Origin of the sequence: Neptuniibacter pectenicola (assembly GCF_001597735.1) — a bacterium.
Taxonomy (GTDB): domain Bacteria; phylum Pseudomonadota; class Gammaproteobacteria; order Pseudomonadales; family Balneatricaceae; genus Neptuniibacter; species Neptuniibacter pectenicola.
Genome location: NZ_LUTS01000003.1, coordinates 82,957 through 107,067 on the forward strand (window position 1 = coordinate 82,957; position 24,111 = coordinate 107,067).

Genomic DNA, 24,111 nt, shown 5'->3' on the forward strand with positions numbered 1-24,111 from the left:
TACAAAAAAGGGATGCATTGCATCCCTTTTTTAGTTGTTAAGCCTAAGCGCTATGCTTTTTCTTGCTCGGGCATAGGCAGTTCTGGCAGCCCAGATGCAACAAGGTTTAAATTTTGTTGTAACAGTACTTGCGCACGATCATTGTCACCTAAATGGCGAAGTAAGCGGGCAAGTTCGGCTAACGTTTCAGAGCTGGGATCTAATGCTAAGCTTTGTTCAAAATACTTAACGGCTTGCCCCCAATGCTGGTTACGCATAGAGAGTCGACCTAATGTCAGTTGTAGACTTGGGCTGTCGTCGTGTGATTTAAGCCAGCCACGCGCAGTATCTAACTGCTTCTTCGCATTCTCACCGCTTAGGCGACCGTATAGATTCACAAGCTTATCATCCCAGTTACGCTTGAGAAGATCTTTAAGGCTCTGCTCGGCACGGCTTTCGGCGCCAAGAGAGACCAGCAGTTCGGTATAGCGTTGAACTAAGTCGCCATCCCGTGATAAGTCGCTCGGCAGGTCGTTCCATGCCTTGCCTAAGGCCTTAAGGCGATCGTCATTGCTGGTTTCAACGGGCAGCTTGTTGATGCTCTCTTCCAGTAATTGACCGTAGCAATCGCGGCTGAGCTGACTGAGTTCGTCCTCTTTAAGTGCTTGATGCTTGCGCAGTATTGGAATGAGTTTAGACAGTGCTTGCCAATCCTTCAGTCGCAGATAGATATCTTTTAGCAGCTTCATTACATAGGTGTTTTTCGGCGCTAAGGTCCGTAGACGCAGGAGCGTTGCTAAGCAAGGCTCTAACTGACCACGGGATAGTTGTATCTCTGCTTGCGATATTGCAACCGTCACTTCGGCTTCTGGCGTTGAATTTCGTGCTTTTTGTAATAGCTCGTCGGTCGCTTGCTCGTTGTTTTGCTCATGGGCCGCGCGCGCAGCCGCTAAGTAGTTAACCAGCGGCAGGTCTGAGCGTTCAGCGGCTTGTGCCAGCTGTTTCTGTGCTTGAGCCCAGTTCCCTTCTGATAAGGAGGTAAGGCCTTTCAGGGTCTTGCGGCGGCTAATTAAATGGTTACGGTGATCTTTCCACGCTTTGAGTTTAGTCGTCGGCAGTTTTGTATGGGTGATCACATTGATAACCCAGTGCAATACGATAAAGGTAATGAGCAGTGCTACCAACAGTACCCATAAACTGGTTTCAATGGTGGTTTGATTATAAGCGATCAGGACATAGCCGGAGTCCTGAATCATCAGCTCACCGACAAAGGCACCCGCGCCTAAAATAACCAACAGAATGAGGAACAAAATCTTCATTAGGATGCTCCCTGTTCCTTAAGCTTCGCCATCTGAGATAGGTAGCCTTTAAGTGTGCGCAGTGAGCCTGAAATATCGGGCATCTCCGCGGTAACTTTTACACCCTGTAACTCGGTGATGCCGTTTAGCAGGCTTTGGGTTGTACTGTCTTTCTCTTCAAAGTAGGTGGCGATCCAGCCGTGTGCTTTTTCTAAGCTGGCGTCATAGGAGGCCTGTTTACGTTGTAGAAGTGCCAGTTGTGCCTGTTCTAGCATTAAATGCAGGTTCTGTTGCAGGTAATAGGATTGCTCAGGTGAGAGTAATGGCTCAATAGGTTCGTCTCGGTGTTGAATTACGACCAGTTTATCGAGCTTGTCGACCGCTTTGCCCCATGAGGCTTCTAAGCCTGCGGTCCAAGATTCAGAGACTGAATCCGGCGTCACCTCTTCCAGTAGGTCGGGTAGTTTGCGTTGCTCCGAAATAGGGATGAGCCGTAGGTTTGGCACTTGGTTATTAAGTGCGCCTAATTTTAAAAACACCCCTTCCGTATCAAGGGCTGGAACCGCTTCTAGAGCAGCGATATCAGCGGCAAGTGCTTTACGCACTTCATAGATGGAAACGTCATCGGTCTCTTTTAGAATCTTATCGGCTGACTTGAGCAGTTTAATCGCGCCTTCAGTGGTTTGTTCCATCAATACGCGTTGATTGGCGAGGCGTAGCAAATACTCAACTTCCGCCAGTAGCCAATCTTTACGAGAGGTGTTTTGTGTGGCGGTGACTTGTTGAATGCTTTTGGTTAAACGGGCTTGAAGCTCATCAATATTGTTTTTGTCCGCTTGGCTTTGTGCTTGTAGCTGGCCAAGTTTTTGATTCATGCTGGCCAGTGACTGATCGATGGCGCTACGAGCGTCGCTTAGGGATGCGCTGACTTGAGCTTCAATGGCGGCGTTGTTTTGCTCTACACTGCTGTTTTGCTGCAGGGATAGCCAGTAAAGATAGCCGGCTGCGCCAAGGGCAATAATAGATAAAGGTAGGGCGAGCTTGCCAGGCCATGTGGCGCGTTGTTTCTCTTGCTTGGCGAGCTTTTCGGCCACGACTTCGTTGGCCGCCGCTGTTTTGTTGATTTCAGCATTTTTAACCGCTTCATCGATCGCGTCGTTGACGTCTGCCTCGTCGTTCGGCGGTGTCGGATCTTTGGCGTTATCTTTTGAGTCTAAGGTGGCCGTTTCTTCGACGGTTTCCTTCGTCTCTTCCGTCGCCTCATCTAACACGTCAGACGTATGTGATTTTGGCGCTTCAGTGCTCTCTTCCTGTGGCGTTTTCTTCTTGTCGCTCATCTGTCGATTTCCGCAAAAGTCAGTTACTGCAACAAGGCGGTGATCATTGATTGATCATCAGGGCCTGCTGCTGTGGTTATTCTTGTGAATCCTGCTGATTCAGCGTCGTGCTTGATGCGTTCACTTGGCACTATAAGATGGCATTTTAATAGTGAATCAGTGCTGAATTGTTGTTGGCTTCCTTTAGCGATGCTCATCAGGTTGTGTAAACCCTCTCCACTACTGATGAGAATGGCATCAAGCTTATTCTTATATAAGGCTTCAGCAACCTCGCCATCTTTGTATGTCGGTTGTTCCCGGCGATAGAGTTCAGCATAGCTAACCTCGGCGCCTCGTGCACGCAGTTCTTCGGCCAATTTCTCACGACCGCCTTCCCCGCGTATAATAAGTACTTTCTCCCCGCTGATGTTGTTGAGTGCTGGTGAGGCGAGGAGTGTCTCTGAATCGTAGCCTAATGGGCTGTGATAGGCATCTATACCATAGTTGCTGAGGGCGTTAGCACTTTGCTTGCCTATGGCTAGCCATTTTATGCCGATGGGCAGCTGTGGCCAATATTGATCAATCCAATTATAGCCGTTATGTACCGCATTTGGGCTGACAAAGATTAGATGTTGAAAGTGATCTAAATCTATTATCTGTTGCTTTAATCTGTGGTAATTCGCATCAGACTCAGTAATCGGGCTGATTTTGAGCAGAGGAAAGGCAATGGGCTCCGCGCCTTGGCTGCGGAGCGCTTGGAGTAATTTGGATGCCTGATGGTGCGGTCGTGTAACGAGCACTCTCAGGCCGGTTAAACAATCTGTTGGCATAGGTTAAGCGTTAGGTGTGTTGTAGACAGCGTCTAGGATTGTTTTTGCGCCGGCAGCTAATAGACGATCGGCTACTTTAATGCCCATCGCTTCTGCGTCTTCCGGCTTGCCTGTTTCTTCATCTCTAAGGATAAGTGTGCCGTCAGGTTTAGCGACTAAGCCGCGTAAGTAAAGCTCGCTGTTGTCATCGTTTAGGGTTGCATAACAGGCGATGGGCACTTGGCAGCCACCCTCTAATCGGCGGTTCATGGCGCGCTCTGCGGTCACTCTCCATGCGGTTTCTTGATCATGCAACGGCTGTAGTAGTGCAATTAGCTCGGCATCATCTGTGCGGCACTCGATACCGACAGCGCCTTGTCCGCCCGCAGGTAGGCTCACGTCTACAGAGATCTCTGAACGGATACGTTCAGGCATTTTTAAACGTAACAGCCCCGCGGTTGCTAAGATAATGGCATCGTATTCCCCGTCATCTAACTTGCGTAAGCGTGTGTTGACGTTGCCGCGTAGCCAGTTGATCTTAAGGTCGGGACGTCTTTCCCTGATCTGTGCTTCGCGCCTAAGAGAAGAGGTGCCAACGATAGCGCCTTCAGGTAGTTCATCAATGCTGTTGTAGTGATTAGATACAAAGGCATCGGTGGGGCGTTCGCGTGGACAGATAACGGCCAAGCCTAAGCCCTGTGGGAACTCCATCGGTACATCTTTCATGGAATGAACGGCGATATCCGCATCGCCTGCTAGCATAGACTCTTCTAACTCTTTAACAAAAAGGCCTTTGCCGCCCACTTTGGCTAAGGGGGCATCGAGTATTTTGTCGCCTTTAGAGACTATGCCAAGAATTTCAACCTTGATGCCTGAATGATGGCGTTCAAGTTCAGCTTTAACATATTCAGCTTGCCAAAGGGCAAGTGGGCTTTTTCGGGTTGCAATACGGATAGTTCTGCTCATAAAAGTTGTCTCTAGCACGACATTTGGAATATTTGTTGTTAATTGTATCAGATTGCCGTGCTTGTTATAGCCGCGTGAAGTCAAAGGGCGTGATATAATGTTGCGCAAATTTATAGAGTCAGCCTGATTTAGGTTGAAGCATAACTGAGCTATTAGAGGTTTTCCCATGAGTGATAAAACCAACCAGCAGTGGGGTGGTCGTTTTAATGAGCCAACTGATGCGTTCGTGGCACGTTTTACAGCATCGGTAGAGTTTGATCAGCGCATGTATCTGCAGGATATTCGCGGTTCTATTGCCCATGCAAAAATGCTGACCCAAGCGGGTGTGTTAACGGAGCAAGAGCGTGACGATATTATTCGTGGGTTAGGCGAAATTCGCGTTGAGATTGAACGGGGTGAATTTGAATGGTCTATCGCACTGGAAGATGTGCATATGAACATCGAAGCCGCACTGACCGCTAAAATTGGCATTACAGGTAAAAAATTGCATACGGGTCGTTCGCGTAATGATCAGGTTGCTACCGATATTCGACTATACCTACGGGATGAGATCGATCTGATTTTGCCTGAGATTACACGTTTACAGCAAGGTTTGTTGACCTTGGCTGAAGGCGAGGCCGACACTATTATGCCCGGCTTTACTCATCTGCAAACGGCACAACCTGTGACATTTGGTCACCACTTACTCGCATGGTTTGAAATGCTAAGCCGTGACTACAGCCGTTTTGTTGATTGTCGTGAGCGTGTCAATATTATGCCTCTAGGTGCCGCTGCTCTGGCTGGAACGACGTATCCTATTCAGCGTGATTTAACCTGTGAGCTACTTGGCTTTAGTGCACCTGCAGAAAACTCCCTTGATGCGGTATCCGATCGTGATTTTGCGATTGAATTTTGTGCGGCGTCTAGTGTGTTGTTGATGCACATGACGCGTATGTCCGAAGAGTTGGTTTTATGGACATCGGCGCAGTTTAACTTCATTAACTTGCCGGATCGTTTCTGCACAGGCTCCTCCATTATGCCGCAGAAGAAAAATCCAGATGTGCCTGAATTGGTGCGTGGTAAGAGTGGTCGTGTCTATGGTCACTTGATGAGTCTACTTACGCTGATGAAATCTCAGCCTTTGGCTTACAACAAAGATAACCAAGAAGATAAAGAGCCGTTGTTTGATACGATCGATACGGTTAAAGGTTGTTTGCGTGCGTTTGCCGACATGGTGCCCGCATTAGAATCGAAGAAAGAGAGCATGCGAGAAGCGGCGTTACGTGGATTCTCTACTGCTACGGATTTGGCTGATTATCTTGTGCGTAAAGGGATGCCATTCCGTGATGCCCATGAAGTGGTTGGTAAGTCAGTGGCTTACGGTATCGCGCAGAATAAAGATTTGGGTGAAATGAGCTTAGAAGAGTTGGTTCAGTTCTCTGACACGATTGAGCAGGATGTGTTTGACGTATTGAGTCTGGAAGGTTCTGTGGCGGCACGTGACCATATTGGTGGTACAGCCCCTGATCAAGTACGCGCTGCGGTAAAACGCGGTCAGGCTAAACTGGATCAGCGTGCTTAAGCTCGTTTAGGTACGTCTGTAGGTAGAAAAACGCACCTTAGTCGGTGCGTTTTTTTGTTGGGCGCTACTGTGTTTCTGTACACCTTAAATAAAACGGTGATGGCTGCGCCGCGGTGCTTATGTGTTAAAGACAATATCAACCATTAAATCGTTAGCGATGTTCTCAATCGACGCCTGAAGGGCATCAATATCTAACGTGGTGCTGGCTAACAGGTCCGCCTCGGCTTTAAATAGTAGTTCAGCAGACATGGAGCCAGATACCAGTTCAGTTGTTAGGCGTTCAACGTTGACATGGTGCTTTGCTAATACGCTGGAGATGTCCCGTACGATCCCCGGCTTGTCATGACCCACCAGCTCTAATGTAAAATGTTGCGTGAGTGCGTTATTCTCCGGGCTATCAGAGCGTTCTACGGTGACTTTAAGGCCTTGGGTTTCTAACGCCTCTAATGCGTTAATTAATTGGTCGGCATGCTTTTCTGGAACTTCAGTAATGAGAATGCCCGCAAACTTGCCGGCCAAACGTGACATGCCAGACTCTAACCAGTTACCGCTATTATTTGCGATGGTTTGTGCTAGCATCTCCACCAACCCAGGCTTGTCCGGGCCGATGACGGTTAATACGAGAGATGTCATCATAATTCTGCTCCACTCTGTTGCGTCATTATTTATTTTATAAAAGTACTATACCATTATGATTGAGATAATCAGTGCCTTGTGGCCCGTATTTGCGTTGATTCTATTGGGGTATGTTGCCAAAAGGGCGCAGTTCCCCGGTGAAGCGTTTTGGCGACAAGCGGAAAAGGCCACCTATTTTATTCTGTTCCCTATTTTGTTGGTGACGCGGCTGTCTACAACCGATATGTCGGTTGTAGATCTGGGCGCTGTTGGCCTAACGATATTGTTAATGGTGTTTATTGCCAGCGTCTTAGCGTTTATTGTCCGGTTGTTCACGGACTTTGATGCGGCAGGCTTTACCTCTCTCTATCAAGGGTCTGTACGGTTTAATGTTTATGTGGGTCTGGCGGCATCTGCAACGCTGTATGGGAGCTTAGGTCTCGCCGTGGGGGCCGTTGTGATGGCAATCATGATCCCGCTGCTTAACTTGTGCTGTGTGTTAGTCTTTTCTGTTTTTACCCATAAAACCGGTAATATCAGCTCCATTTTCTTGGCGATCACTAAAAACCCTCTGATCATTAGTAGTTTATTGGGTTTACTGCTGAATCAGACGGGGGTGGGGTTTCCTGTGGTATTGGAGCCAGTGGCGGATCTGTTAAGCCGTATGGCGTTACCACTGGGTTTGCTTTCGGTGGGGGCTGGGCTCAGCTTTCGGGTGTTAGTTAAAAGCGGGAAAGAGATTGGCTGGGCTTCTTTTATAAAATTAGGGCTGATGCCGATTGTTGCTTTTGCGCTGTGCGCTGTACTTGCCTTAGATGTAGAGAGCGCGGAAATTATTTGGTTATACGCAGCACTTCCAACGGCAACCTCATCTTATATTTTGGCGCGTCAGCTGGGCGGTGATGCGCCGATGATGGCCGCAATTATTACCGGACAGACGTTAATTTCGATGATTTCCATCCCTGTTGTGTTGATTTTCTTGTCTTTTTTGCAAAAATCATTATAAATCAGTAAGTAATTGGCTCTTTCTGTGTTTTTGCATTAAGATTAAGTTGTAACTGGCCGATAAGTTCATTAGAGTGATATTTTGTAAACGCTTGCAAAATACTTTAAATGTGAAAAACTACGCGCCAGCCATAAAATAAACGGGCGTTTGTTTTATGTACGGTAAACCTCTATAGGCAGGGTAATGAAAAAAGGTCCAGATCTCGTATTAATATTAGTCGTTGTGTTTGTGCTGGGTTCAGTGATGACCGGTGTATCGCATGCTGATTTCGAGCTCGCTTCATTATTTCAGCAAGTCTTCAATAGCTAATCGTTGTTGTTATAAATAGCTTTTGGTATCTGTAATAATGGAAGTTAAAGGGATATCCCAGTTTTCTACCGGGAGTTCTTCTACTTTTTGAATTTCATGTGCCAGCCCAATCAATTTAGGTCCTGTTAGCCCCTTTCTCAATGCTTTAAAGCTAAACGTGCGGTCATAATAGCCACCGCCCATACCCATTCTGTTACCCCGCTCATCGAACGCAACCAATGGAAGTAATACTAAATCCAGTGACCACGCTGTACGGCGTTGGTGAGGAATAAGGGTCGGCTCTTGTATGCCGTAAATGTTTTTGATCATCTTCGTTTTTGGCGTATAAGGCACAAACCATAATCGGTTGTGTAAAACCGGATGTAGTACGGGGAGGTATACGTGTTTGCCTAATGTCCAGCACAGTTGTATCAGCGGTTCCGGATTAATTTCGCCATCATTGGGTAGGTACATTGCAATGTTTTTGGCGCGACGAAAATCAGCTCGATTACGGATGTTCGCGAGCAAACGGTCTGCTGCTTGCTGTTGTTGACGGGGGGTGAGTGATCGCCGGAGTGTACGAATTTTTTGGCGAAGTGTTTTGCGTTGATTCATTGCTAAGTAAAAGAAGATCCCCAAGGTGCCGACGTCGGTTAAGGCCCTGAACCCGAAGGTTCAAGGAGGGGGTTACTGAGTAACGTTAGGCTTCCCGATAAATCGGACATGCACACCAGAAACTACGAGTAACCTCCAAAAGTGTGGTTATCGGCTCGAGGGACGTAACTAACAACCGAACACCCCAGGGCATAAGCCCATTATACGCCTTCTAGTTTGACTGTCAGGTCTTGTATTAATATTAATTTATGCTAGAAGCCCGGTAACTGTATGTCTTTTAAGCAAATTTGCGCCAGATGAAAAAAATTCAAGCTTTAAATTGTATCGTCGCTACTTCCCGACCGATTGTTCGCCTGGAGAGCGGTATCAATTTTATTACCTAAGTGGCGAAGACGGTGTTCAACATTGTCATTGGCGCTCTGACGTGACTGCAATAGTTCATGGGCTAGGTTTAAAGCCGCCATAACGGCGATACGCTCTAGGCCGAGAACTTTGCCTGATTTTCGAATATCACGCATTTTTTCATTGAGCAGGTCCGCAGAGGCGAGCAATTCAGCTTCGGCATCGGCGGGGCAGTTAAAGCTAAACTCTTTATCTAATAAGCTTATGGATACGGTTTGTGAATCTGCATGACTCATCGGTTTTGCTCCAAGGCTTTCAGTCGAACAATCATCGCTTTTATCTTGCTCTGAGTCTGTTCGTTGATTTGAGTTAGCTGCGCGCGCTCTTCTTTCAGCGCTTGCTCGCGTTCACGAAGTTGAGCGTTTTCCTGCTCTAGTGCTGTGTAGCGCTCAAGAATCTGGTCAATTTTTTGTTCTAGCGCGTCAAAATAATGCTCGGCCATGCAGAATCGAGACTCCTAAACCTTTTTTTAAACCCTGCTTTTGAGTTGGTAAATCCTAATGATTAAGAAGCGCAGGTTTATTCTTCTCTGCAGGACTATAATCAGCCGTTGCCTGAGGGTCAATGACGCTGCACGTGATTCGCGGAAATGCTAGGATTAGCAGCATATTAATATTGATGGACTTTTATTCATGTCTTTAGAAAATGTACCTGTAGATCTGCCTGATTTTGAGCTTGTTGCTAATATGTTTGTGGAGGAAGGCGTGCGCGTAGTGTCGCCTTCAGAATTGCATGGTTTGATCTCTGGTCACTTGGCTGCCGGTGCTAGATTACAACCTACAATGTTGCTGCAGACGGCTTGTGAGCTGTTGGATATTGAGGCGTTGTCGCACGAAAGCAGTAAAGTTACTTTAGTGAATCTGTATTCAGCCTCCTGTGAGGCGTTAGAAAGTTTAGATTTAGATTTTGAAATGTTACTTCCTGATGATGAAAACGAAATCTCTCAGCGGGCTGATGCATTAGGTCGCTGGTGCCAAAGTTTCTTAAGTGGGTTTGGTTTATATGGCAAGCATACTGATGCGTCGCTGTCCTCTGAAGCAAAAGAGACATTGACTGATTTAGGTCAAATTGCGCAAATCTCCATTGAGTTAGAAGAGTTAGATGAGAATGAATCTGACCTAATGGAGGTGCAGGAGTATGTAAGGATGGCTGTGCTTATGCTCTTCACCGAATGTAATAAAGCGCTAGAAAATAAAGAGAAAGCGTTTGCCCAAGTTGAACCGGAAAATAGCAGGTTACACTAAATGAAAATTAGCTTGGACCAGTTTGCTACGCGTCGACAAAAACTCATGGATAGCATGCTACCCGGTAGTATTGCGATTATCCCTGCTGCGCAAATGAAACAGCGTAACAGCGATGTTGAGTATCCCTTCCGGCAGGATAGCCATTTCTATTACCTAACCGGTTTTAATGAGCCTGATGCGGTTTTGCTGTTGATTCCAGGACGTGCCGCCGGTGAATCGGTCATGTTTTGTCGTAATCGCGACAAGCTAATGGAGATATGGAACGGTTATCGAGCCGGCCCTGAAGGGGTCGTTGCTGATTATCATATCGCTGAAGGGCATCCGATTGATGAGATCGATACGATTCTGCCTACGCTGCTTGATGGTCTGGCGCGTATTTACTATTCCATTGGCCGAGATGAGGATTTAGACCAGCAAGTAAGGCATTGGCTAAATCTGATTCGAGGGCAGGTTCGTCAGGGTGCGGTTGCACCATCTGAATTGGTCATGCTGGATCAGCTATTGAATGAGATGCGCTTGATTAAAACCGATGCTGAGCAGGCGTTGATGCGTGAAGCGGGAGAGATCTCAGCACAAGGTCATATTCGAGCGATGCAGGTCTGTAAGCCGGGGATGATGGAGTATCAGCTCGAAGCCGAAATTCTTTATCATTTTACCTTAAAGGGCTGCCGACAGCCGGCTTACTCCACGATTGTAGGGGGTGGCGCTAATGGCTGCGTGTTGCATTACATTGAGAATGATCAGCCGCTGCAAGATGGCGATCTTGTTCTGATTGATGCGGGTTGTGAGTTGGATCATTATGCGGGTGATATTACCCGGACCTTCCCTGTAAATGGACGGTTTAGTGCAGAACAGAAGGCACTTTACCAGCTGGTATTGGATGCGCAAAAAGCTTGTATTAACTTGGCTAAACCGGGCGTCCTTTGGGATGAGGTGCACCAAGCCTCCGTTAACGTGCTTACTCAAGGTTTAATTGATCTAGGGCTCTTAACGGGACCTTTAGAGGATGAGATTGAATCCGGCGGCTATCGCGATTTTTATATGCATCGCGCGGGACACTGGTTGGGCATGGATGTGCATGATGTGGGTGATTACAAAGTAGAGGGTGAGTGGCGGCCTTTGCAGCCGGGCATGGTGATGACCGTTGAGCCGGGCATCTATGTGGCGGTGGATAACGAAAACGTTGAGGCTCGTTGGCGTGGCATTGGGATACGTATCGAAGATGATGTATTAATTACAGATCAAGGGTGCGAGATTCTAACGGCGGCGGTGCCTAAAGAGATCGATGAAATTGAAGCGTTAATGGCCTCTGCATGAAACAGCATTACGATATAGTCATTATTGGGGGGGGCATGGTAGGCGCAAGCTTAGCGTGCGCTCTTTTGCCGATGTCTGACGCGTTAGACCTCAATATTGCCGTTATTGAGTCCGTTGCATTGCCGACCCACGATGTAGAAGAGTACCAGCCAAGTTACGATGCTCGCTCGACAGCACTGGCGTATGGCAGTCGCTCTATCTATGAAGCAATGGGTGTTTGGACACGTTTAAAAGCACATGTATCACCTATTAGCGATATCCATGTGTCCGATAAAGGATATTTTGGTGTGACGCGGCTCAATGCTAAAAAGGAAGGGGTTTCCGCGTTAGGTTATGTGGTCGAAAACCAATGGTTGGGCCATGTGCTACTCGACCATTTACAGCAAGCCGCCAGCCCTCGTATCGATTTTATCTGTCCGGCGAGTGTTACGGCGGTTGAAAGTCGTGCCGATAGCATGGGCGTGACCGTTGAGTATCAAGGTGAACATGCAGAGCTTAGCTGTGAACTGGTGGTTATGGCGGATGGTGGGCGTTCTCCTTTACGTGCGTCGATGGGGATTAGTTACAGCGAAACAACGTACGATCAGCATGCCATTGTGGTGAATGTGAGTACCGACCAGCCCCATAATGGTGTTGCTTATGAACGCTTTACGGATAGTGGCCCTATGGCGTTACTGCCGTTGGAAGATAAGGATGGGAGCCCTCGCAGTGCCCTAGTCTGGACGGTGCCTAATGACCTCATTGATGAGGTGCTTGGTTTAGATGATCAGGCGTTTATCGCACGCTTTCATGAGCGGTTTGGCTATCGTGCAGGTAATGTTATCCATGTGGGTCAACGCTTTTCCTATCCGTTGAAATTAACCGTGGCGGATGAGCAGGTCAGGCGAGGCTTAGTCGTTTTAGGTAACGCGGCGCATGCGCTGCACCCTATCGCGGGCCAAGGTTACAACCTTGCATTGCGGGGCGTTGCTAGTTTAGCTGAAACACTAATTCATGCGCGCAAACAGCAACAAAATTTAGGCGATTTAACACGGTTACAAGCGTTTTATGAGCAGCAGCGTTTAGATCAGGTACGTACTATCGGGTTTAGTGATCAGACGATGAAGCTTTTTTCTAATCATAATCCGTTGTTAGCGGTGGGCCGAAATGTAGGCCTTCAGCTGTTAGATATTTGCCCTACCGCCAAAACATTATTTGCCCGTAGCGCGATGGGGCTTGATATGCCGGCCCCCGATCTGAAATAGGAATATGTCGATGTCAGAACAGATTGAAGCGGATGTAGTGATTGTAGGCGCGGGGATGGTGGGTTTGACTTTAGCTGCAGGGTTAGCGCCGAGCGGTATGAAGATCCTTGTGCTTGAGCAGCGTTCGGATAAACACCCTGATATAGATGCCCTTTGTCAGTTGCCTCCCGAGCGCTATGACCCGCGGGTGAGTGCGCTGACTTGTGCATCCCAGCAGGTGCTTACCGCGATAGGCGCATGGCCACATATGCAACGTTGTCGTATTACACCTTATACCGCTATGGATGTCTGGGATGGAGAGGGAACAGGGCACATAGCGTTTTCAGCAAACGCGCTACATGAGCCCGTATTGGGGCACATTGTTGAGAATCGCGTTACGCTCGCTGGGCTTCAGCAGGCGATACAGTCCCATGACAACATTGAATTGGCTGTGGGAGTCAACGTGACAGCGCTCTCTAATCACGAAGGTGATTATCGACATATTACCTTAGATGATGGGCGAGAGATTCAGGCGTCATTGGTCGTTGCTGCTGACGGAGCCTTGTCAAAAACTCGACAGATGGCGGGTATCCCTATGTGGGAATGGGACTATGGCCACGATGCGATAGTGACCACCGTGCAAACAGAAAACGCGCACCAGCAAACCGCTTGGCAGCGTTTTACCGATGACGGGCCTTTGGCGTTTCTGCCGTTGAGCAGTGAAGATGGTAAACACTATTGTTCGATTGTCTGGTCAACGTCGCCTGCCCACGCTAAAACGTTAATGGCGTTAGATTCGCAGGCCTTTGCTAGCGCCTTAGGCGATGCGTTTGAGCAGCGCTTAGGTAAGATTATCTCGGTGGACCCGCGTTTCTCCTTTCCGTTAAAGCAGCGCCACGCTAAGCACTACGTGCGGCCTAGCTTTGTGGCGATTGGAGATGCCGCGCATACTATTCACCCCTTAGCGGGGCAGGGTGTGAACTTAGGGCTGATGGATGCGGCTCAGTTAGTTGATACGTTGATGGAGGCATTGGAGCGAGGTGAGTCGATCGGCAGTGAGCGCGTATTAACGCGTTTTCAGCGTATCCGACGAACCGAAAATATTCAGATGTCCGCAGCGATGGAAGGGTTTAAGCGGCTATTTGCTAATGATCAGCCATTTTTGCGTTTGGCGCGGAATATGGGTATGAACCTATTGAACGGTTTGCCTCCGGTTAAAAACCATATTGTACAGCGTGCGATGGGGTTGTCGGATGATGTTCCTACGCTAGCAAAACGGCCTATTAAAGCGTAAAACGTAGGTATCCGTCGGTGCTTTTATTCATCTCTGCGGTGTGTCGCGACTATAGTTGCAGAGATGTTTTTTGTCCAAAGATTGAACTAAAGAGCAAATCCCTATAAATTGTCATCCCTTTTTTGCTTTTTAGGCTCCTTTGATATTTATCTATGCTTGGAATGCAATGAACATAAAGAGCGGTCTTGGTCATAGTTAGGTTACAGAAACGTTTGATTGATGAACCAAACCCTTAATGCAGACCCTTAATAAGAGTTAATAGAATGGGTAGTAAAACAGCGCTATATGAAAAGCACCAAGAAATGGGTGCTAAAATTGTTGATTTTGGTGGTTGGGATATGCCCATCCATTATGGTTCTCAGGTTGATGAGCATCATCAGGTGAGAACCGCATCAGGTATGTTTGACGTTTCCCATATGACGGTTGTAGACGTTACCGGAACTGATGCAAAAGAGTATTTACGTTACCTGCTTGCTAACGATGTGGTTAAGCTGCAGGAGAAAGGTAAAGCACTGTACAGCGGTATGTTGAATGATAATGGTGGGGTTATTGATGACCTGATCGTTTATCTTATGACTGAGCCGGGCGTATCGGGTGAATGGTTCCGCGTTGTAGTCAACTGTGCTACCCGTGAGAAAGACCTACGCTGGATGGCCGACCACACAGTGGGTTTTGACGATGTTGCGCTCACAGAGCAGCCAGATCTTGCTATGATTGCGATACAAGGGCCTAAGGCTATTGAGTTGAGCAAGCAAGCCGTTAGTGAATCACGCGCTAAGTTAATTGATCAGCTGAGTGTGTTCCAAGGGTTGGAGTCTGAGGGCTGGTTTATTGCAAGAACCGGTTACACAGGTGAAGATGGATTGGAAATCATGCTACCAGAAGATGAAGCCGCTGATTTTTGGCAGGCATTATCGGATGCAGGCGTAAAACCTTGTGGTTTAGGTGCACGTGATACCTTACGTTTGGAAGCGGGCATGAACCTATATGGTTCCGATATGGATGAGACAGTCTCGCCATTAGCCGCTAACATGGGATGGACGATTGCCTGGGAACCGCAAGAACGCCAGTTTATTGGCCGCGAGGCGCTTCAAGCTCAAAAAGAGAGTGGCGTTACTGATAAACTTGTTGGCTTGGTGATGGAGGCACGCGGTGTATTGCGCGCTCATCAAAAGGTTATTGTTGACGGTGTGGGCGAAGGCGAAATCACAAGTGGAACCTTCTCTCCAACCTTAGGTTTTTCTATCGCAATGGCGCGGGTGCCAGCGGCGACGGGAGAGCAAGCGGATGTGGAGATTCGTGGTAAGCGAGTTCCAGTACGTGTGCTAAGACCATCATTTGTTCGAAACGGCAAAAAAGTTTTCGATTAAGAAACTAGATAAGAACTAAGACCACAAGGGTAGGAAATAAACATGAGTAACATCCCATCTGAACTGAAATACGTTGCTAGTCATGAATGGATCCGTGTCGAAGGAGACGGTATCGTTACTATCGGTGTAACTGACCACGCACAGGATCTACTCGGTGATGTGGTTTTTGTTGAGCTACCAGACGTAGGCGCAGAGCTTGCGGGTGGTGACGAGGCGGGTGTTGTTGAGTCCGTTAAAGCTGCTTCCGATGTATACGCACCGCTAAGTGGTGAAATTGTTGCTATCAATGAAGAGCTAGAAGACTCACCTGAATTAGTTAACTCCGATCCTTATGGAGATGGCTGGTTCTTCAAGATTAAGCTAAGCGATACTGCTGAGCTGAATGATCTATTAGATGCCGAAGGTTATACGGGTCTTTGTGAATCAGAAGCATAAGCGTATAGCTCTATAAGCCTACGGGACCTTAGGTTCTGTACAAGTTAAATTATTGTCCCGGCTTTATGCCGGGATAATTGTTTATAAAAACTGTCTGTCAAAGCTGGAAAATCATGTCACTGCAAACACTAAAACTTAATAGTGGCGCTGAGCGTCGTCTTCGGGGTGGTCACCTTTGGATCTACAGTAATGAGGTAGATAACCGTGCCACGCCGCTAAAAAGCTTCGCTCCCGGTGAACAAGTGATTGTTGAAACGGATAAAGGTAAGCCCTTAGGTGTGGCTTATGTTAATCCCAATACGTTGATTTGTGGTCGTATTGTCAGTCGTGACTTGAAATACACCCTTGACCGTTCCTTGATTATTCATCGGTTAAAGGTTGCCTTGTCCCTACGTGAGAGCTGTTTTAGTGATAGCTGCTACCGTTTAGTCTTTGGCGATAGTGATGGCTTGCCTGGCTTAGTTATCGATCGGTTTTATGATATTTTTGTTGTACAGATTTCGACCGCTGGGATGGAAGCTGTGCTGGATGAGATTATCGAATCGCTCAATAAAGTCTTTACCCCTAAAGCTATTTTGCTACGCAATGATGGCAAAATGCGCGATATGGAAGGGTTAGAAACCTATACAGAGGTTGTGCAGGGCGATATCCCTGATCTATGCCCTCTGATGGAAAACTCAGTGCCGCTGTTAGCACCGTTGCAGAAAGGTCAGAAAACCGGCTGGTTTTATGATCACCGTAACAACCGTGCGCAGATGCAGCGTCATGTTGACGGTAAGCGCGTACTGGATCTGTTTAGCTACGTAGGTGGCTGGGGCGCGCAAGCCCTAGCCGCAGGTGCTTCCCAGGCCATTTGTGTTGATGCTTCGCATTTTGCGCTAGAAGTGGCCGCAGAAAACGCACGGATCAACAATGCTTCAGATCGTTTTGAAGGCTTTCACGGTGATGCGTTTGATATTTGTAAATCGCTTATTGCCGATAAAGAAAAATTTGATGTGGTTGTGCTCGATCCACCGGCGTTTATCCAGAAGAAAAAAGATATTCGTAATGGTGAGCGGGCTTATGCGCGTATGAATAATTTTGCTATGCGTCTGCTAAAGAAGGATGGGATTTTAGTCTCCGCATCGTGCTCTATGCATTTAGAACGCCAACGTTTAGTTGATATTATTCGCAGCAACAGCCGCGAGCTTGATCGCAATGCGCAGATTTTTGACCAAGGCCACCAAGGGGCCGATCACCCAGTACATCCCGCTATTCCTGAAACAGACTACTTGAAATCGTTTTTTGTTCGGGTTTTGCCATCGTCATAAACGAAAGAGGAGATCGCTTTGCGTTATAACCTATTAGGAAAAACAGATCTAAAGGTCAGTGCCATTTGTTTGGGTACCATGACATTTGGTAGCGACCAAAGCGAGGCTGACGCGTTTGAGCAGATGGATTATGCGGTTGAGCAAGGTGTTAACTTTCTTGACGGTGCAGAAATGTACCCGATCCCGACGTCGCCTCGCTATCAGGGGCGAAATGAAACGATCATAGGGAACTGGCTTAAGGCGCGCAAAAACCGTGAGCAGATGGTTGTCGCGACCAAAGTGACAGGCCCGGGTGAGATGGTCAGTTATATTCGCCCAGATATGGCGCTAGACCGTCGTAACATTCGTGAGGCGGTGACGAACAGCCTTAAGCGTTTACAAACGGACTATATCGATCTTTATCAAATTCACTGGCCTGATAGGGCGGCGAATTTTTTTGGTCAGTTGAACTACCAACACCAGCCGGAGAAAGACGGTACACCTTTATTGGAAACACTGGAGGTGATGAACGAGCTGGTGCAGGAAGGTTTGATTCGCCATGTGGGTTTATCTAACGAAACTGCATGGGGGACCATGAAGTTTTTGCAGTTAGCTGAGCAGCATGAACTACCTAAATGTGTGTCTGTACAGAACCCTTTTAACCTTCTTAATCGAAGTGTAGAAGTGGGTCTGACAGAGGTACTGCATCGGGAAGGTGTCTCTTTATTACCTTATTCGCCATTAGGGTTTGGTGTTTTGAGTGGTAAGTACCTTGCTGGTGCTCAGCCCGAGGATGGACGATTAACCCGATACCCTGTTTTTGCTCGGTATGTTAATGAGCAGGGACAGTTAGCTACGCAAGCGTATGTTGAATTGGCGCGTCAGCATGGGATAGATCCCGCGACGATGGCGCTGGCTTGGGTTAATAGCCGAGACTTTGTATCGAGTAATATTATTGGTGCCAGTAACTTGACCCAATTAAAAACGAATATCGATTCTTTATCGGTGGATTTGAGTGCTGAGCTACTCGCTGCTATCGATGAGATTCACATTCGTTTCCCTAACCCTTGCCCTTAGCTTAAATGGGCTTTTGGAGCAGCAGCTCTGCTGCTCCTTATCTATTTTGTTGCCATTTGTGTGTTTTTTGCCAGACTTTATTCAGTGATAAGCAGAATAAGGTGGCCTTATGTTGCAAATAAAAGACGCGATGTGTCCCGTCATTCATCCGCTCAGAACAGATATGCCGTTGGTTGATGCGGTCACGACCCTTCTTAAATCCGGTTATTTAGGTTTGCCTGTTGTTGATAAGAACCTAAAGATTGTGGGTTTCCTATCCGAGTTTGATTGCCTTCCCCATCTACTGGCGGATAGCTATCACTGTGATAGTCATGTGACCGTTGAAACGCTTATGCGCAGAGATCCTTTGGTGGTTAAACCTAATATGAGTGTTGTTGATCTTGCGCAGCAGATGGCCTTAGATAAACCTAAGGTGTACGCGGTGGAGGATCAAGGCAAGCTGGTGGGTGTTATTACGCGAAGTATGTTGATGAGGACGCTGAATGAAGCGCTGAAACAGTGTAATGCGGTCGCTTAAGGGGTGTGTTCAGCATACCTCACCATTATTGGTGACGTATGCTAAACCTGTGCATTTACCGCAGATCTAAAACCGGCCATAGGTGCTCATTGGCGTGGGCCTCAAGAATCTCATCGGGGTTGACCGCTATGGGGTTAGTCACTAACTCCAGTAGCGGTAGGTCGTTGTGAGAGTCGCTGTAAAAATAGCTGTTATCCAGTGAGTGTGGGCTTGTTGATAACCACTCATGCAGGCGTGTTACTTTGCCCGCTTGGAAACAAGGGATTCCCGCTACTTTACCGGTGTACTGCCCGTCGATGACTTCAGGATCTGTGGCGATAATGGCATCCACACCTAAACGTTTCGCAATGGGGCCAGTAACGAAGTGGTTGGTTGCCGTAATAATCAGGAGATAGTCGCCACGGGCTTTGTGGTTTTTTAAGAGCTCGAGCGCTTTAGGTAAAATAATAGGCTCTATCTTCTCGGCCATAAACTGTTGGTGCAGCGTATTAAGTTGCGTGGTGTCCAGTTTGGTCAATGGGCGGAGTGCAAAGTTTAGGAACTCATAAATATCTAAACCGCCATTTTTATATTGTTCATAAAAATAGTCATTTGCACGGCGGTATTCATCGCTGTCTACGATCCCTTTCTCACATAAAAACTCGCCCCAAGCGTGATCACTATCACCACCAAGCAAGGTGTTGTCTAAATCAAAAATGGCTAAGCTCACTGGGTATCTCCTATGCATATTCGCGTATCTGCGCGTCAGACCGTGAGCATAGGGAGGTTCGTAAATGAATGCAATCGTCAGGAGCGGGGTGGGTGGCGCTGAGTACTGTTTTTCTGCCCTTTAATGAAGCCCCCTGAGTATTGACGTCATTTTTCTCGGTTTTTTTCTCTAAAATAGGTGCTTCTTGGGTGTATTGACCATATTCGAGCGTAATATTTTGTCAGAGGATTTGCTGAGTGTGAAAGAAGTATGGAACAATAGCTGAAAAGAGTTTAGGGATTATAAAGTGATTGATTCAGATGGGTTCAGGCCGAATGTCGGTATCATTCTGGCTAACTCGCTGGGTCAGGTCCTTTGGGCAAGACGAATTGGCCAAGATGCTTGGCAGTTTCCGCAGGGTGGCATCAATGAAGACGAAACACCTGAAGATGCGATGTATAGAGAGCTGCGGGAAGAGATAGGACTCAAAGTATCAGATGTTGAAATCGTTGCGGTGACGCGCGGTTGGCTCAGATATAGATTGCCCAAACGAATGATCCGGCGCAATTCGCATCCAGTATGTGTCGGCCAGAAACAAAAATGGTTTTTGTTGAGGATGTTAAGTACCGATAGTGCCGTTACTATCGATCACACCGATTCGCCAGAGTTTGATGGCTGGGAATGGGTGAGTTACTGGTATCCGCTTGGCCAGGTTGTGTCTTTTAAGCGAGAGGTTTACCGCAAGGCAATGCGAGAGTTGTCTCCAAAGCTATCGCGTATTAATGATAACAATACCTGAGTGGAGAAATTGAGTGCTGAATGTATTAAGAACAATTGTGCAAGAGGTCAGTGCCGCCCCAGATTTGGAGACGGTGCTTAACCTTATCGTGCAAAGAATTCAGCGCTCAATGCACACGCAGGTCTGCTCTGTTTACCTGTTTGACCCTGCAGATCAGTGCTATGTGCTGATGGCGTCGGAGGGGTTAAATAAAGAGGCGGTTGGTAGTGTTCGTCTATCTGCATCCGAAGGTTTAGTGGGTACGGTCGTCCAACGCGCCGAGCCGATTAACCTTGAAAATGCAGCTGAACATCCCGCCTATAAGTATGTTGAAGCCACAGGCGAAGAGCGTCTCAGTTCATTTTTGGGTGTGCCCATTATTCGTCATCGTGACGTATTGGGTGTGCTGGTGGTCCAGCAACTGGAGGTGCGCCGGTTTGATGAAAGTGAAGAGGCATTCCTTGTTACGCTTTCAGCCCAGCTAGCCGGTGCGATTGCCCATGCAGAAGCCACCGGTTCTTTGGCCGCCATTGGAGGCCCATCGGATGATGTGATAGATCTTCGTTTTGGCGGCGTAGCGGGTGTTGCCGGTGTTGCAATTGGTACGGCGACGGTTATCTCTCCCCCTGCGGACTTAGGGTCCGTGCCTGATAAAGCTGCAAAAGATATTGAGAAAGAGATCGCTAGCTTCCAAGAAGCGCTAAAACTTGTGCGCCGCGATATCAAAGTGGTCGGTCGGAGTTTAGCGCAGCGGTTAAGATCAGAAGAGCAAGCGTTGTTTGATGTGTACCTACGCATGTTAGATGACAACGCATTAGCCGGTGAAGTGGTGTCACGTATAGAGCAAGGTAATTGGGCTCAAGGTGCACTTAGGGAAGTGGTAAGTGAACACGTGCATCAGTTCTCCATGATGGGTGATCCCTATTTACGAGAGCGGGCGACAGATATTAAAGATCTTGGTCGCCGTGTCTTGGCCTATCTGCAAGAAGCCGCGCCTGCGTCTTTAGAGTTTACTGACGAGACCATACTGGTTGCTGATGAGCTGACACCCGCTATGTTGGGTGAGGTGCCGAGTGAAAAATTAGTGGGTCTTGTTTCGGTACATGGATCGAGTAACTCCCATGTGGCTATATTGGCCCGCTCAATGGGTATCCCAACCATTATGGGGGCTGTCGATCTGCCGCTGACCCGTATTGATGGGCGAGAGTTAATTCTTGATGGTTATTCGGGGCGCATCTATGTGCAGCCGAGTAAAAAGCTACTAACGGCCTACAGTGATATTGTTCGTTGCGAGCAGGAACAGGCGACTGAGCTTGAAGCGTTAAAAGACCTTCCAGCAGAAACCACTGATGGCTTTGTGATGCCTTTGTGGGTAAATACCGGATTAGTTGCAGATGTAGCGCGCTCTCTTGATCGAGGTGCAGAAGGTATTGGTTTATACCGTACTGAAGTACCTTTTATGATCCGAGAGTTTTTTCCTAGCGAACAGGAGCAAGCGGACACTTATCGTAAGCAGATTGAAGCGTTTTCACCTCGTCCTGTGACTATGCGTACGTTAGATATAGGGGGCGATAAAGCGCTGCCTTACTTCCCGATCAATGAAGAGAATCCTTTCCTTGGTTGGCGCGGTATTCGGGTAACGTTGGATCATCCTGAAATCTTCTTAGTTCAAGTGCGTGCCATGCTCAAAGCGGGAGAGGGGTATGATAATCTCCGGATTATGCTCCCGATGGTGACCAGTGTTGGTGAAGTTGAAGATGCGAGTCGTCAGATTGATCGTGCTGTTCGTGAGTTGCAGGATGAAGGCTATGCGATTAAGCGCCCGCTTGTTGGGGTGATGGTCGAGGTGCCTGCTGCGGTTTATCAGGTGCGCCGATTTGCCCGTCGTGTCGATTTTATATCGGTGGGCTCAAATGATTTAACGCAGTATCTGTTAGCGGTCGATCGCAATAACCCACGTGTTGCTGGATTGTATGTGAGTTATCACCCCGCTGTATTGAAGGCATTGCAGCATATTGCCCGTGAAGCTCATAAAGAGGATGTTACGGTCTCTATCTGTGGCGAAGTCGCCTCTGAGCCGGGCGGTGCACTGCTGTTAATGGCGATGGGGTATGACGTGCTCTCTATGAATGCGACGAACCTGCCTAAGGTGAAGTCAGCGATTCGCTCGGTGAGTAAGCAGGATGCCGATCTGTTACTGAAAGAGGTAATGGCGATGGATGATGCGGACCGGATACAGGTCTTTATCAACGAGCGGTTAGAGGAGCTGGGTATTGCCTTGCCTGCTCAGCCGGTTATCGCCGTATAGGGTCGCTTCGTTTATAGCGGGGGAACACACAGTGTCTGTGTACGTCGCGCTATCTTGCCCTGTTTATCATAGCTCTGTTCTGTCACTTGAGTTTTTCCGTTGTGTTCTTGCAGTAAAACAGTGGTCGCGCGTGTGCCGTAGGTTTCTGTGTTAATAAAGATTGAAGATAACGTTTTTTCCCATGGGGTACTTATCCCTGTATCGGGGAGCTGTGTATCTGGTGCTGTCTTCGGATCGCTCATAATCCCAATGAGTGACTCAACATCCAACTGTTCATTCTCTATCGCTTGTGAAAGCTGCTCTTTAATAGTGTTGAGCTTGGGCCAAGGTGTATTCAGTTGTGCATTGCTCAGACCATATATGCCGGGTTTGAGTGGTTCAGGCCCCCTGTTGTGGGTATTGGAAAAGTAGTAGAGCCCAGATGAAGGGGTGCCGATAAGCAGGTTGAAGTCACCAAACTGGTTTTGTTCTAACCTAAGTTGTTCGAGGTAGTGCGGAGCGGGCTGATGGGTGCTGAGAAAATTACGGGTGAGCTCTCCGCGCGAGCGTAAATCACCGGAGGGATGTTTGCGCCCATCCCGATAGTTTGTCACCGCAGCAATCTGACCCCGTGTGTTGATGCCCAGCCACGTGCCCTGTTTTAGCTGGTCCCTACCCGCTAATATGTTGGGATCATCTTGCCAGTAGGCTAATAAATCACTCGGTCGTACATAAAACTCATCCCTGTTGGCGATAAGGATAAGTGAATATTTAGGGTGGCAGTGGTAAGCAAATCCAATCAGACACATAGTAAATATCCGTTAATTAAGTAAGATAGCGGTCCTGTTTCGTTTCTAGCTGCTTGTTGTGCATGGTCAGTGCTAAGTATTTAGAAGCAAAAATTCACATCAGTAAAGGTTGGCGTGATGTTAATTACAATTGTGACCTATCTGGTCTTGGGTGCCGCCGCAGGTGTTGTCGCGGGTTTGTTTGGAATTGGTGGTGGGCTGTTAATTGTACCGGTGCTTATTCTTTGCTTTGAATTGCAAGGGATGTCCGCTGAGGTATTGACCCATGCAGCGGTTGCAACATCGCTTGCGACCATTGTGGCGACCTCGATTAGTTCGACGCTTGCGCACCACCGTAAAGGGGCGGTTCGTTGGGATATTTTTAAGCCTCTGGCGTTAGGGATCTTAGTCGGCGCGGTGCTGGGTGTTAAGACCGCCGGGCAGATGAAAGGTGAGTGGTTGCAGATTGCGATAGGTTGTTTCGCGATAGCGGTTGCTTTCCAGATGTCCCTTAACTTAAAACCCTCGGCGGGAGAAAAGGAGATCACGAAAGGGGCGTTTGTTTTTTCGGGCGGTTTGATCGGCTGGCTTTCGAGTATCTTTGGCATTGGGGGCGGTACATTAACGGTGCCTTATCTCACCTGGGGGCGCGTACAGATGCAGCAGGCGGTTGCTACCTCGGCGGCCTGCGGTTTACCGATAGCGGTCATGGGTGCGTTGACGAATATTTGGGAAGGTTGGGGTCATGCAGAGATGCCTGCATGGAGTGCGGGATATATTTATCTTCCTGCCTTTTTAGGCATCGTGTTAACAAGTACCCTATTTGCCAAGGTGGGCGCTAAGCTTGCGCATAGTTTACCTGCGCCTGTGTTGAAGCGGGTTTTCTCCGTGTTTTTGTTGTGTGTAGGTTTACGTTTTTTACTGACTAACTTGTTATAAGGAGATACAG

Annotated in this window: 25 protein-coding genes and 1 other RNA gene; 15 read left to right on the forward strand and 11 right to left on the reverse strand. The window is 47.8% G+C overall.

Going from position 1 to position 24,111, the window contains the following annotated elements:
- Window positions 1-50 precede the first annotated feature (50 nt).
- Genes A3773_RS04940 through hemC form a run of 4 tightly spaced genes read right to left on the reverse strand, consistent with a single transcriptional unit; the run spans window position 51 to window position 4,368 of the window.
- Window positions 51-1,298: a heme biosynthesis HemY N-terminal domain-containing protein gene (locus A3773_RS04940; RefSeq protein WP_067983721.1), complete on the reverse strand. Its 1,248-nt coding sequence runs from the start codon at window positions 1,296-1,298 to the stop codon at window positions 51-53.
- Window positions 1,298-2,614, reverse strand: a complete 1,317-nt coding sequence (locus A3773_RS04945) for a uroporphyrinogen-III C-methyltransferase (RefSeq protein ID WP_075109489.1) — start codon at window positions 2,612-2,614, stop codon at window positions 1,298-1,300. Before A3773_RS04945 ends, A3773_RS04940 begins: the two co-directional genes overlap by 1 nt.
- Before the next feature lie 23 nt (window positions 2,615-2,637).
- Window positions 2,638-3,423: a uroporphyrinogen-III synthase gene (locus A3773_RS04950; protein ID WP_067983722.1), complete on the reverse strand. Its 786-nt coding sequence runs from the start codon at window positions 3,421-3,423 to the stop codon at window positions 2,638-2,640.
- Between the two features lie 3 nt (window positions 3,424-3,426).
- Window positions 3,427-4,368, reverse strand: coding sequence for a hydroxymethylbilane synthase (gene hemC, locus A3773_RS04955; RefSeq protein WP_067983725.1), 942 nt, complete (start codon window positions 4,366-4,368; stop codon window positions 3,427-3,429).
- Window positions 4,369-4,534: 166 nt separating this feature from the next.
- On the opposite strand from hemC, the gene argH reads away from it, so the two are divergent.
- Window positions 4,535-5,929 carry an argininosuccinate lyase gene (argH, locus tag A3773_RS04960; protein ID WP_067983727.1) on the forward strand — a complete coding sequence of 465 codons (1,395 nt, stop codon included), beginning with the start codon at window positions 4,535-4,537 and terminating at the stop codon, window positions 5,927-5,929.
- A gap of 117 nt (window positions 5,930-6,046) precedes the next feature.
- On the opposite strand, the gene A3773_RS04965 is transcribed toward argH, so the two are convergent.
- On the reverse strand, window positions 6,047-6,565 hold the full coding sequence (locus A3773_RS04965) for a glycine cleavage system transcriptional repressor (protein ID WP_197462725.1): 519 nt from the start codon (window positions 6,563-6,565) through the stop codon (window positions 6,047-6,049).
- 55 nt (window positions 6,566-6,620) lie between these two features.
- Between A3773_RS04965 and A3773_RS04970 the strand changes: the two genes are divergently transcribed.
- Together A3773_RS04970 and A3773_RS18530 are read left to right on the forward strand one after the other, a co-directional pair.
- Window positions 6,621-7,550 (forward strand): AEC family transporter, encoded by a 930-nt coding sequence (locus A3773_RS04970; protein ID WP_067983728.1) that lies wholly within the window; start codon window positions 6,621-6,623, stop codon window positions 7,548-7,550.
- 183 nt (window positions 7,551-7,733) lie between these two features.
- The gene (locus tag A3773_RS18530; RefSeq protein WP_269454483.1) at window positions 7,734-7,859 is read left to right on the forward strand and encodes a hypothetical protein; all 126 of its coding nucleotides are present in this window, start codon (window positions 7,734-7,736) and stop codon (window positions 7,857-7,859) included.
- Window positions 7,860-7,868: 9 nt separating this feature from the next.
- Here the strand turns inward: A3773_RS18530 and A3773_RS04975 are convergent, their stop codons facing one another.
- The 4 genes from A3773_RS04975 to A3773_RS04990 form a co-directional block, all read right to left on the reverse strand.
- A complete protein-coding gene (locus tag A3773_RS04975) occupies window positions 7,869-8,453 on the reverse strand; it encodes a 5-formyltetrahydrofolate cyclo-ligase (RefSeq protein WP_067983730.1) in 585 nt (194 codons plus the stop codon).
- Between the two features lie 13 nt (window positions 8,454-8,466).
- Window positions 8,467-8,647, reverse strand: a non-coding RNA gene (ssrS, locus tag A3773_RS04980) — 6S RNA.
- A 120-nt stretch (window positions 8,648-8,767) separates the two neighbouring features.
- The gene (locus tag A3773_RS04985; protein WP_067983732.1) at window positions 8,768-9,091 is read right to left on the reverse strand and encodes a cell division protein ZapA; all 324 of its coding nucleotides are present in this window, start codon (window positions 9,089-9,091) and stop codon (window positions 8,768-8,770) included.
- Window positions 9,088-9,297 (reverse strand): TIGR02449 family protein, encoded by a 210-nt coding sequence (locus A3773_RS04990; protein ID WP_067983734.1) that lies wholly within the window; start codon window positions 9,295-9,297, stop codon window positions 9,088-9,090. The genes A3773_RS04985 and A3773_RS04990 overlap by 4 nt, the downstream gene beginning before the upstream one ends.
- 190 nt (window positions 9,298-9,487) lie before the next feature.
- Here A3773_RS04990 and A3773_RS04995 point away from each other — a divergent pair, with 190 nt between their 5' ends.
- From A3773_RS04995 to A3773_RS05035, 9 genes are all read left to right on the forward strand, one after another.
- Window positions 9,488-10,099 (forward strand): UPF0149 family protein, encoded by a 612-nt coding sequence (locus A3773_RS04995; RefSeq protein WP_067983736.1) that lies wholly within the window; start codon window positions 9,488-9,490, stop codon window positions 10,097-10,099.
- Window positions 10,100-11,416 carry a Xaa-Pro aminopeptidase gene (gene pepP / locus A3773_RS05000; RefSeq protein WP_067983738.1) on the forward strand — a complete coding sequence of 439 codons (1,317 nt, stop codon included), beginning with the start codon at window positions 10,100-10,102 and terminating at the stop codon, window positions 11,414-11,416.
- Window positions 11,413-12,660 (forward strand): 2-octaprenyl-6-methoxyphenyl hydroxylase, encoded by a 1,248-nt coding sequence (gene ubiH, locus A3773_RS05005; protein ID WP_067983740.1) that lies wholly within the window; start codon window positions 11,413-11,415, stop codon window positions 12,658-12,660. The genes pepP and ubiH overlap by 4 nt, the downstream gene beginning before the upstream one ends.
- 10 nt (window positions 12,661-12,670) lie before the next feature.
- The gene (locus tag A3773_RS05010; protein WP_197462726.1) at window positions 12,671-13,933 is read left to right on the forward strand and encodes a UbiH/UbiF/VisC/COQ6 family ubiquinone biosynthesis hydroxylase; all 1,263 of its coding nucleotides are present in this window, start codon (window positions 12,671-12,673) and stop codon (window positions 13,931-13,933) included.
- Window positions 13,934-14,196: 263 nt separating this feature from the next.
- Window positions 14,197-15,303: a glycine cleavage system aminomethyltransferase GcvT gene (gene gcvT / locus A3773_RS05015; protein WP_067983742.1), complete on the forward strand. Its 1,107-nt coding sequence runs from the start codon at window positions 14,197-14,199 to the stop codon at window positions 15,301-15,303.
- 42 nt (window positions 15,304-15,345) lie between these two features.
- Window positions 15,346-15,738 carry a glycine cleavage system protein GcvH gene (gene gcvH, locus A3773_RS05020; RefSeq protein WP_067983744.1) on the forward strand — a complete coding sequence of 131 codons (393 nt, stop codon included), beginning with the start codon at window positions 15,346-15,348 and terminating at the stop codon, window positions 15,736-15,738.
- A gap of 113 nt (window positions 15,739-15,851) precedes the next feature.
- A complete protein-coding gene (locus A3773_RS05025) occupies window positions 15,852-17,048 on the forward strand; it encodes a class I SAM-dependent rRNA methyltransferase (RefSeq protein WP_067983746.1) in 1,197 nt (398 codons plus the stop codon).
- An 18-nt stretch (window positions 17,049-17,066) separates the two neighbouring features.
- Window positions 17,067-18,104, forward strand: a complete 1,038-nt coding sequence (locus A3773_RS05030) for an NADP(H)-dependent aldo-keto reductase (protein ID WP_067983749.1) — start codon at window positions 17,067-17,069, stop codon at window positions 18,102-18,104.
- A 109-nt stretch (window positions 18,105-18,213) separates the two neighbouring features.
- Window positions 18,214-18,621 carry a CBS domain-containing protein gene (locus A3773_RS05035; protein ID WP_067983751.1) on the forward strand — a complete coding sequence of 136 codons (408 nt, stop codon included), beginning with the start codon at window positions 18,214-18,216 and terminating at the stop codon, window positions 18,619-18,621.
- 55 nt (window positions 18,622-18,676) lie between these two features.
- On the opposite strand, the gene A3773_RS05040 is transcribed toward A3773_RS05035, so the two are convergent.
- Window positions 18,677-19,330 (reverse strand): histidinol-phosphatase, encoded by a 654-nt coding sequence (locus tag A3773_RS05040; protein ID WP_067983752.1) that lies wholly within the window; start codon window positions 19,328-19,330, stop codon window positions 18,677-18,679.
- Window positions 19,331-19,616: 286 nt separating this feature from the next.
- Between A3773_RS05040 and A3773_RS05045 the strand changes: the two genes are divergently transcribed.
- Together A3773_RS05045 and ptsP are read left to right on the forward strand one after the other, a co-directional pair.
- The gene (locus A3773_RS05045; protein WP_067983754.1) at window positions 19,617-20,108 is read left to right on the forward strand and encodes an RNA pyrophosphohydrolase; all 492 of its coding nucleotides are present in this window, start codon (window positions 19,617-19,619) and stop codon (window positions 20,106-20,108) included.
- Between the two features lie 13 nt (window positions 20,109-20,121).
- Window positions 20,122-22,395 carry a phosphoenolpyruvate--protein phosphotransferase gene (ptsP, locus tag A3773_RS05050; RefSeq protein ID WP_067983756.1) on the forward strand — a complete coding sequence of 758 codons (2,274 nt, stop codon included), beginning with the start codon at window positions 20,122-20,124 and terminating at the stop codon, window positions 22,393-22,395.
- 11 nt (window positions 22,396-22,406) lie between these two features.
- Here the strand turns inward: ptsP and A3773_RS05055 are convergent, their stop codons facing one another.
- Window positions 22,407-23,183, reverse strand: coding sequence for an NRDE family protein (locus A3773_RS05055; RefSeq protein ID WP_067983758.1), 777 nt, complete (start codon window positions 23,181-23,183; stop codon window positions 22,407-22,409).
- Window positions 23,184-23,300: 117 nt separating this feature from the next.
- Here A3773_RS05055 and A3773_RS05060 point away from each other — a divergent pair, with 117 nt between their 5' ends.
- Complete coding sequence (locus A3773_RS05060) at window positions 23,301-24,101, forward strand: sulfite exporter TauE/SafE family protein (protein ID WP_082800549.1); 801 nt, start codon at window positions 23,301-23,303, stop codon at window positions 24,099-24,101.
- The last annotated feature ends 10 nt before the right edge of the window (window positions 24,102-24,111 follow it).

What these genes read in the sequence shown, in the direction of transcription:
- A3773_RS04940 (WP_067983721.1), bottom strand. Translation starts at nt 1,298, where the DNA reads ATGAAGATTTTGTTCCTCATTCTGTTGGTTATTTTAGGCGCGGGTGCC.
- A3773_RS04945 (WP_075109489.1), bottom strand. Translation starts at nt 2,614, where the DNA reads ATGAGCGACAAGAAGAAAACGCCACAGGAAGAGAGCACTGAAGCGCCA.
- A3773_RS04950 (WP_067983722.1), bottom strand. Translation starts at nt 3,423, where the DNA reads ATGCCAACAGATTGTTTAACCGGCCTGAGAGTGCTCGTTACACGACCG.
- hemC (WP_067983725.1), bottom strand. Translation starts at nt 4,368, where the DNA reads ATGAGCAGAACTATCCGTATTGCAACCCGAAAAAGCCCACTTGCCCTT.
- argH (WP_067983727.1), top strand. Translation starts at nt 4,535, where the DNA reads ATGAGTGATAAAACCAACCAGCAGTGGGGTGGTCGTTTTAATGAGCCA.
- A3773_RS04965 (WP_197462725.1), bottom strand. Translation starts at nt 6,565, where the DNA reads ATGATGACATCTCTCGTATTAACCGTCATCGGCCCGGACAAGCCTGGG.
- A3773_RS04970 (WP_067983728.1), top strand. Translation starts at nt 6,621, where the DNA reads ATGATTGAGATAATCAGTGCCTTGTGGCCCGTATTTGCGTTGATTCTA.
- A3773_RS18530 (WP_269454483.1), top strand. Translation starts at nt 7,734, where the DNA reads ATGAAAAAAGGTCCAGATCTCGTATTAATATTAGTCGTTGTGTTTGTG.
- A3773_RS04975 (WP_067983730.1), bottom strand. Translation starts at nt 8,453, where the DNA reads ATGAATCAACGCAAAACACTTCGCCAAAAAATTCGTACACTCCGGCGA.
- A3773_RS04985 (WP_067983732.1), bottom strand. Translation starts at nt 9,091, where the DNA reads ATGAGTCATGCAGATTCACAAACCGTATCCATAAGCTTATTAGATAAA.
- A3773_RS04990 (WP_067983734.1), bottom strand. Translation starts at nt 9,297, where the DNA reads ATGGCCGAGCATTATTTTGACGCGCTAGAACAAAAAATTGACCAGATT.
- A3773_RS04995 (WP_067983736.1), top strand. Translation starts at nt 9,488, where the DNA reads ATGTCTTTAGAAAATGTACCTGTAGATCTGCCTGATTTTGAGCTTGTT.
- pepP (WP_067983738.1), top strand. Translation starts at nt 10,100, where the DNA reads ATGAAAATTAGCTTGGACCAGTTTGCTACGCGTCGACAAAAACTCATG.
- ubiH (WP_067983740.1), top strand. Translation starts at nt 11,413, where the DNA reads ATGAAACAGCATTACGATATAGTCATTATTGGGGGGGGCATGGTAGGC.
- A3773_RS05010 (WP_197462726.1), top strand. Translation starts at nt 12,671, where the DNA reads ATGTCAGAACAGATTGAAGCGGATGTAGTGATTGTAGGCGCGGGGATG.
- gcvT (WP_067983742.1), top strand. Translation starts at nt 14,197, where the DNA reads ATGGGTAGTAAAACAGCGCTATATGAAAAGCACCAAGAAATGGGTGCT.
- gcvH (WP_067983744.1), top strand. Translation starts at nt 15,346, where the DNA reads ATGAGTAACATCCCATCTGAACTGAAATACGTTGCTAGTCATGAATGG.
- A3773_RS05025 (WP_067983746.1), top strand. Translation starts at nt 15,852, where the DNA reads ATGTCACTGCAAACACTAAAACTTAATAGTGGCGCTGAGCGTCGTCTT.
- A3773_RS05035 (WP_067983751.1), top strand. Translation starts at nt 18,214, where the DNA reads ATGTTGCAAATAAAAGACGCGATGTGTCCCGTCATTCATCCGCTCAGA.
- A3773_RS05055 (WP_067983758.1), bottom strand. Translation starts at nt 23,183, where the DNA reads ATGTGTCTGATTGGATTTGCTTACCACTGCCACCCTAAATATTCACTT.
- A3773_RS05060 (WP_082800549.1), top strand. Translation starts at nt 23,301, where the DNA reads ATGTTAATTACAATTGTGACCTATCTGGTCTTGGGTGCCGCCGCAGGT.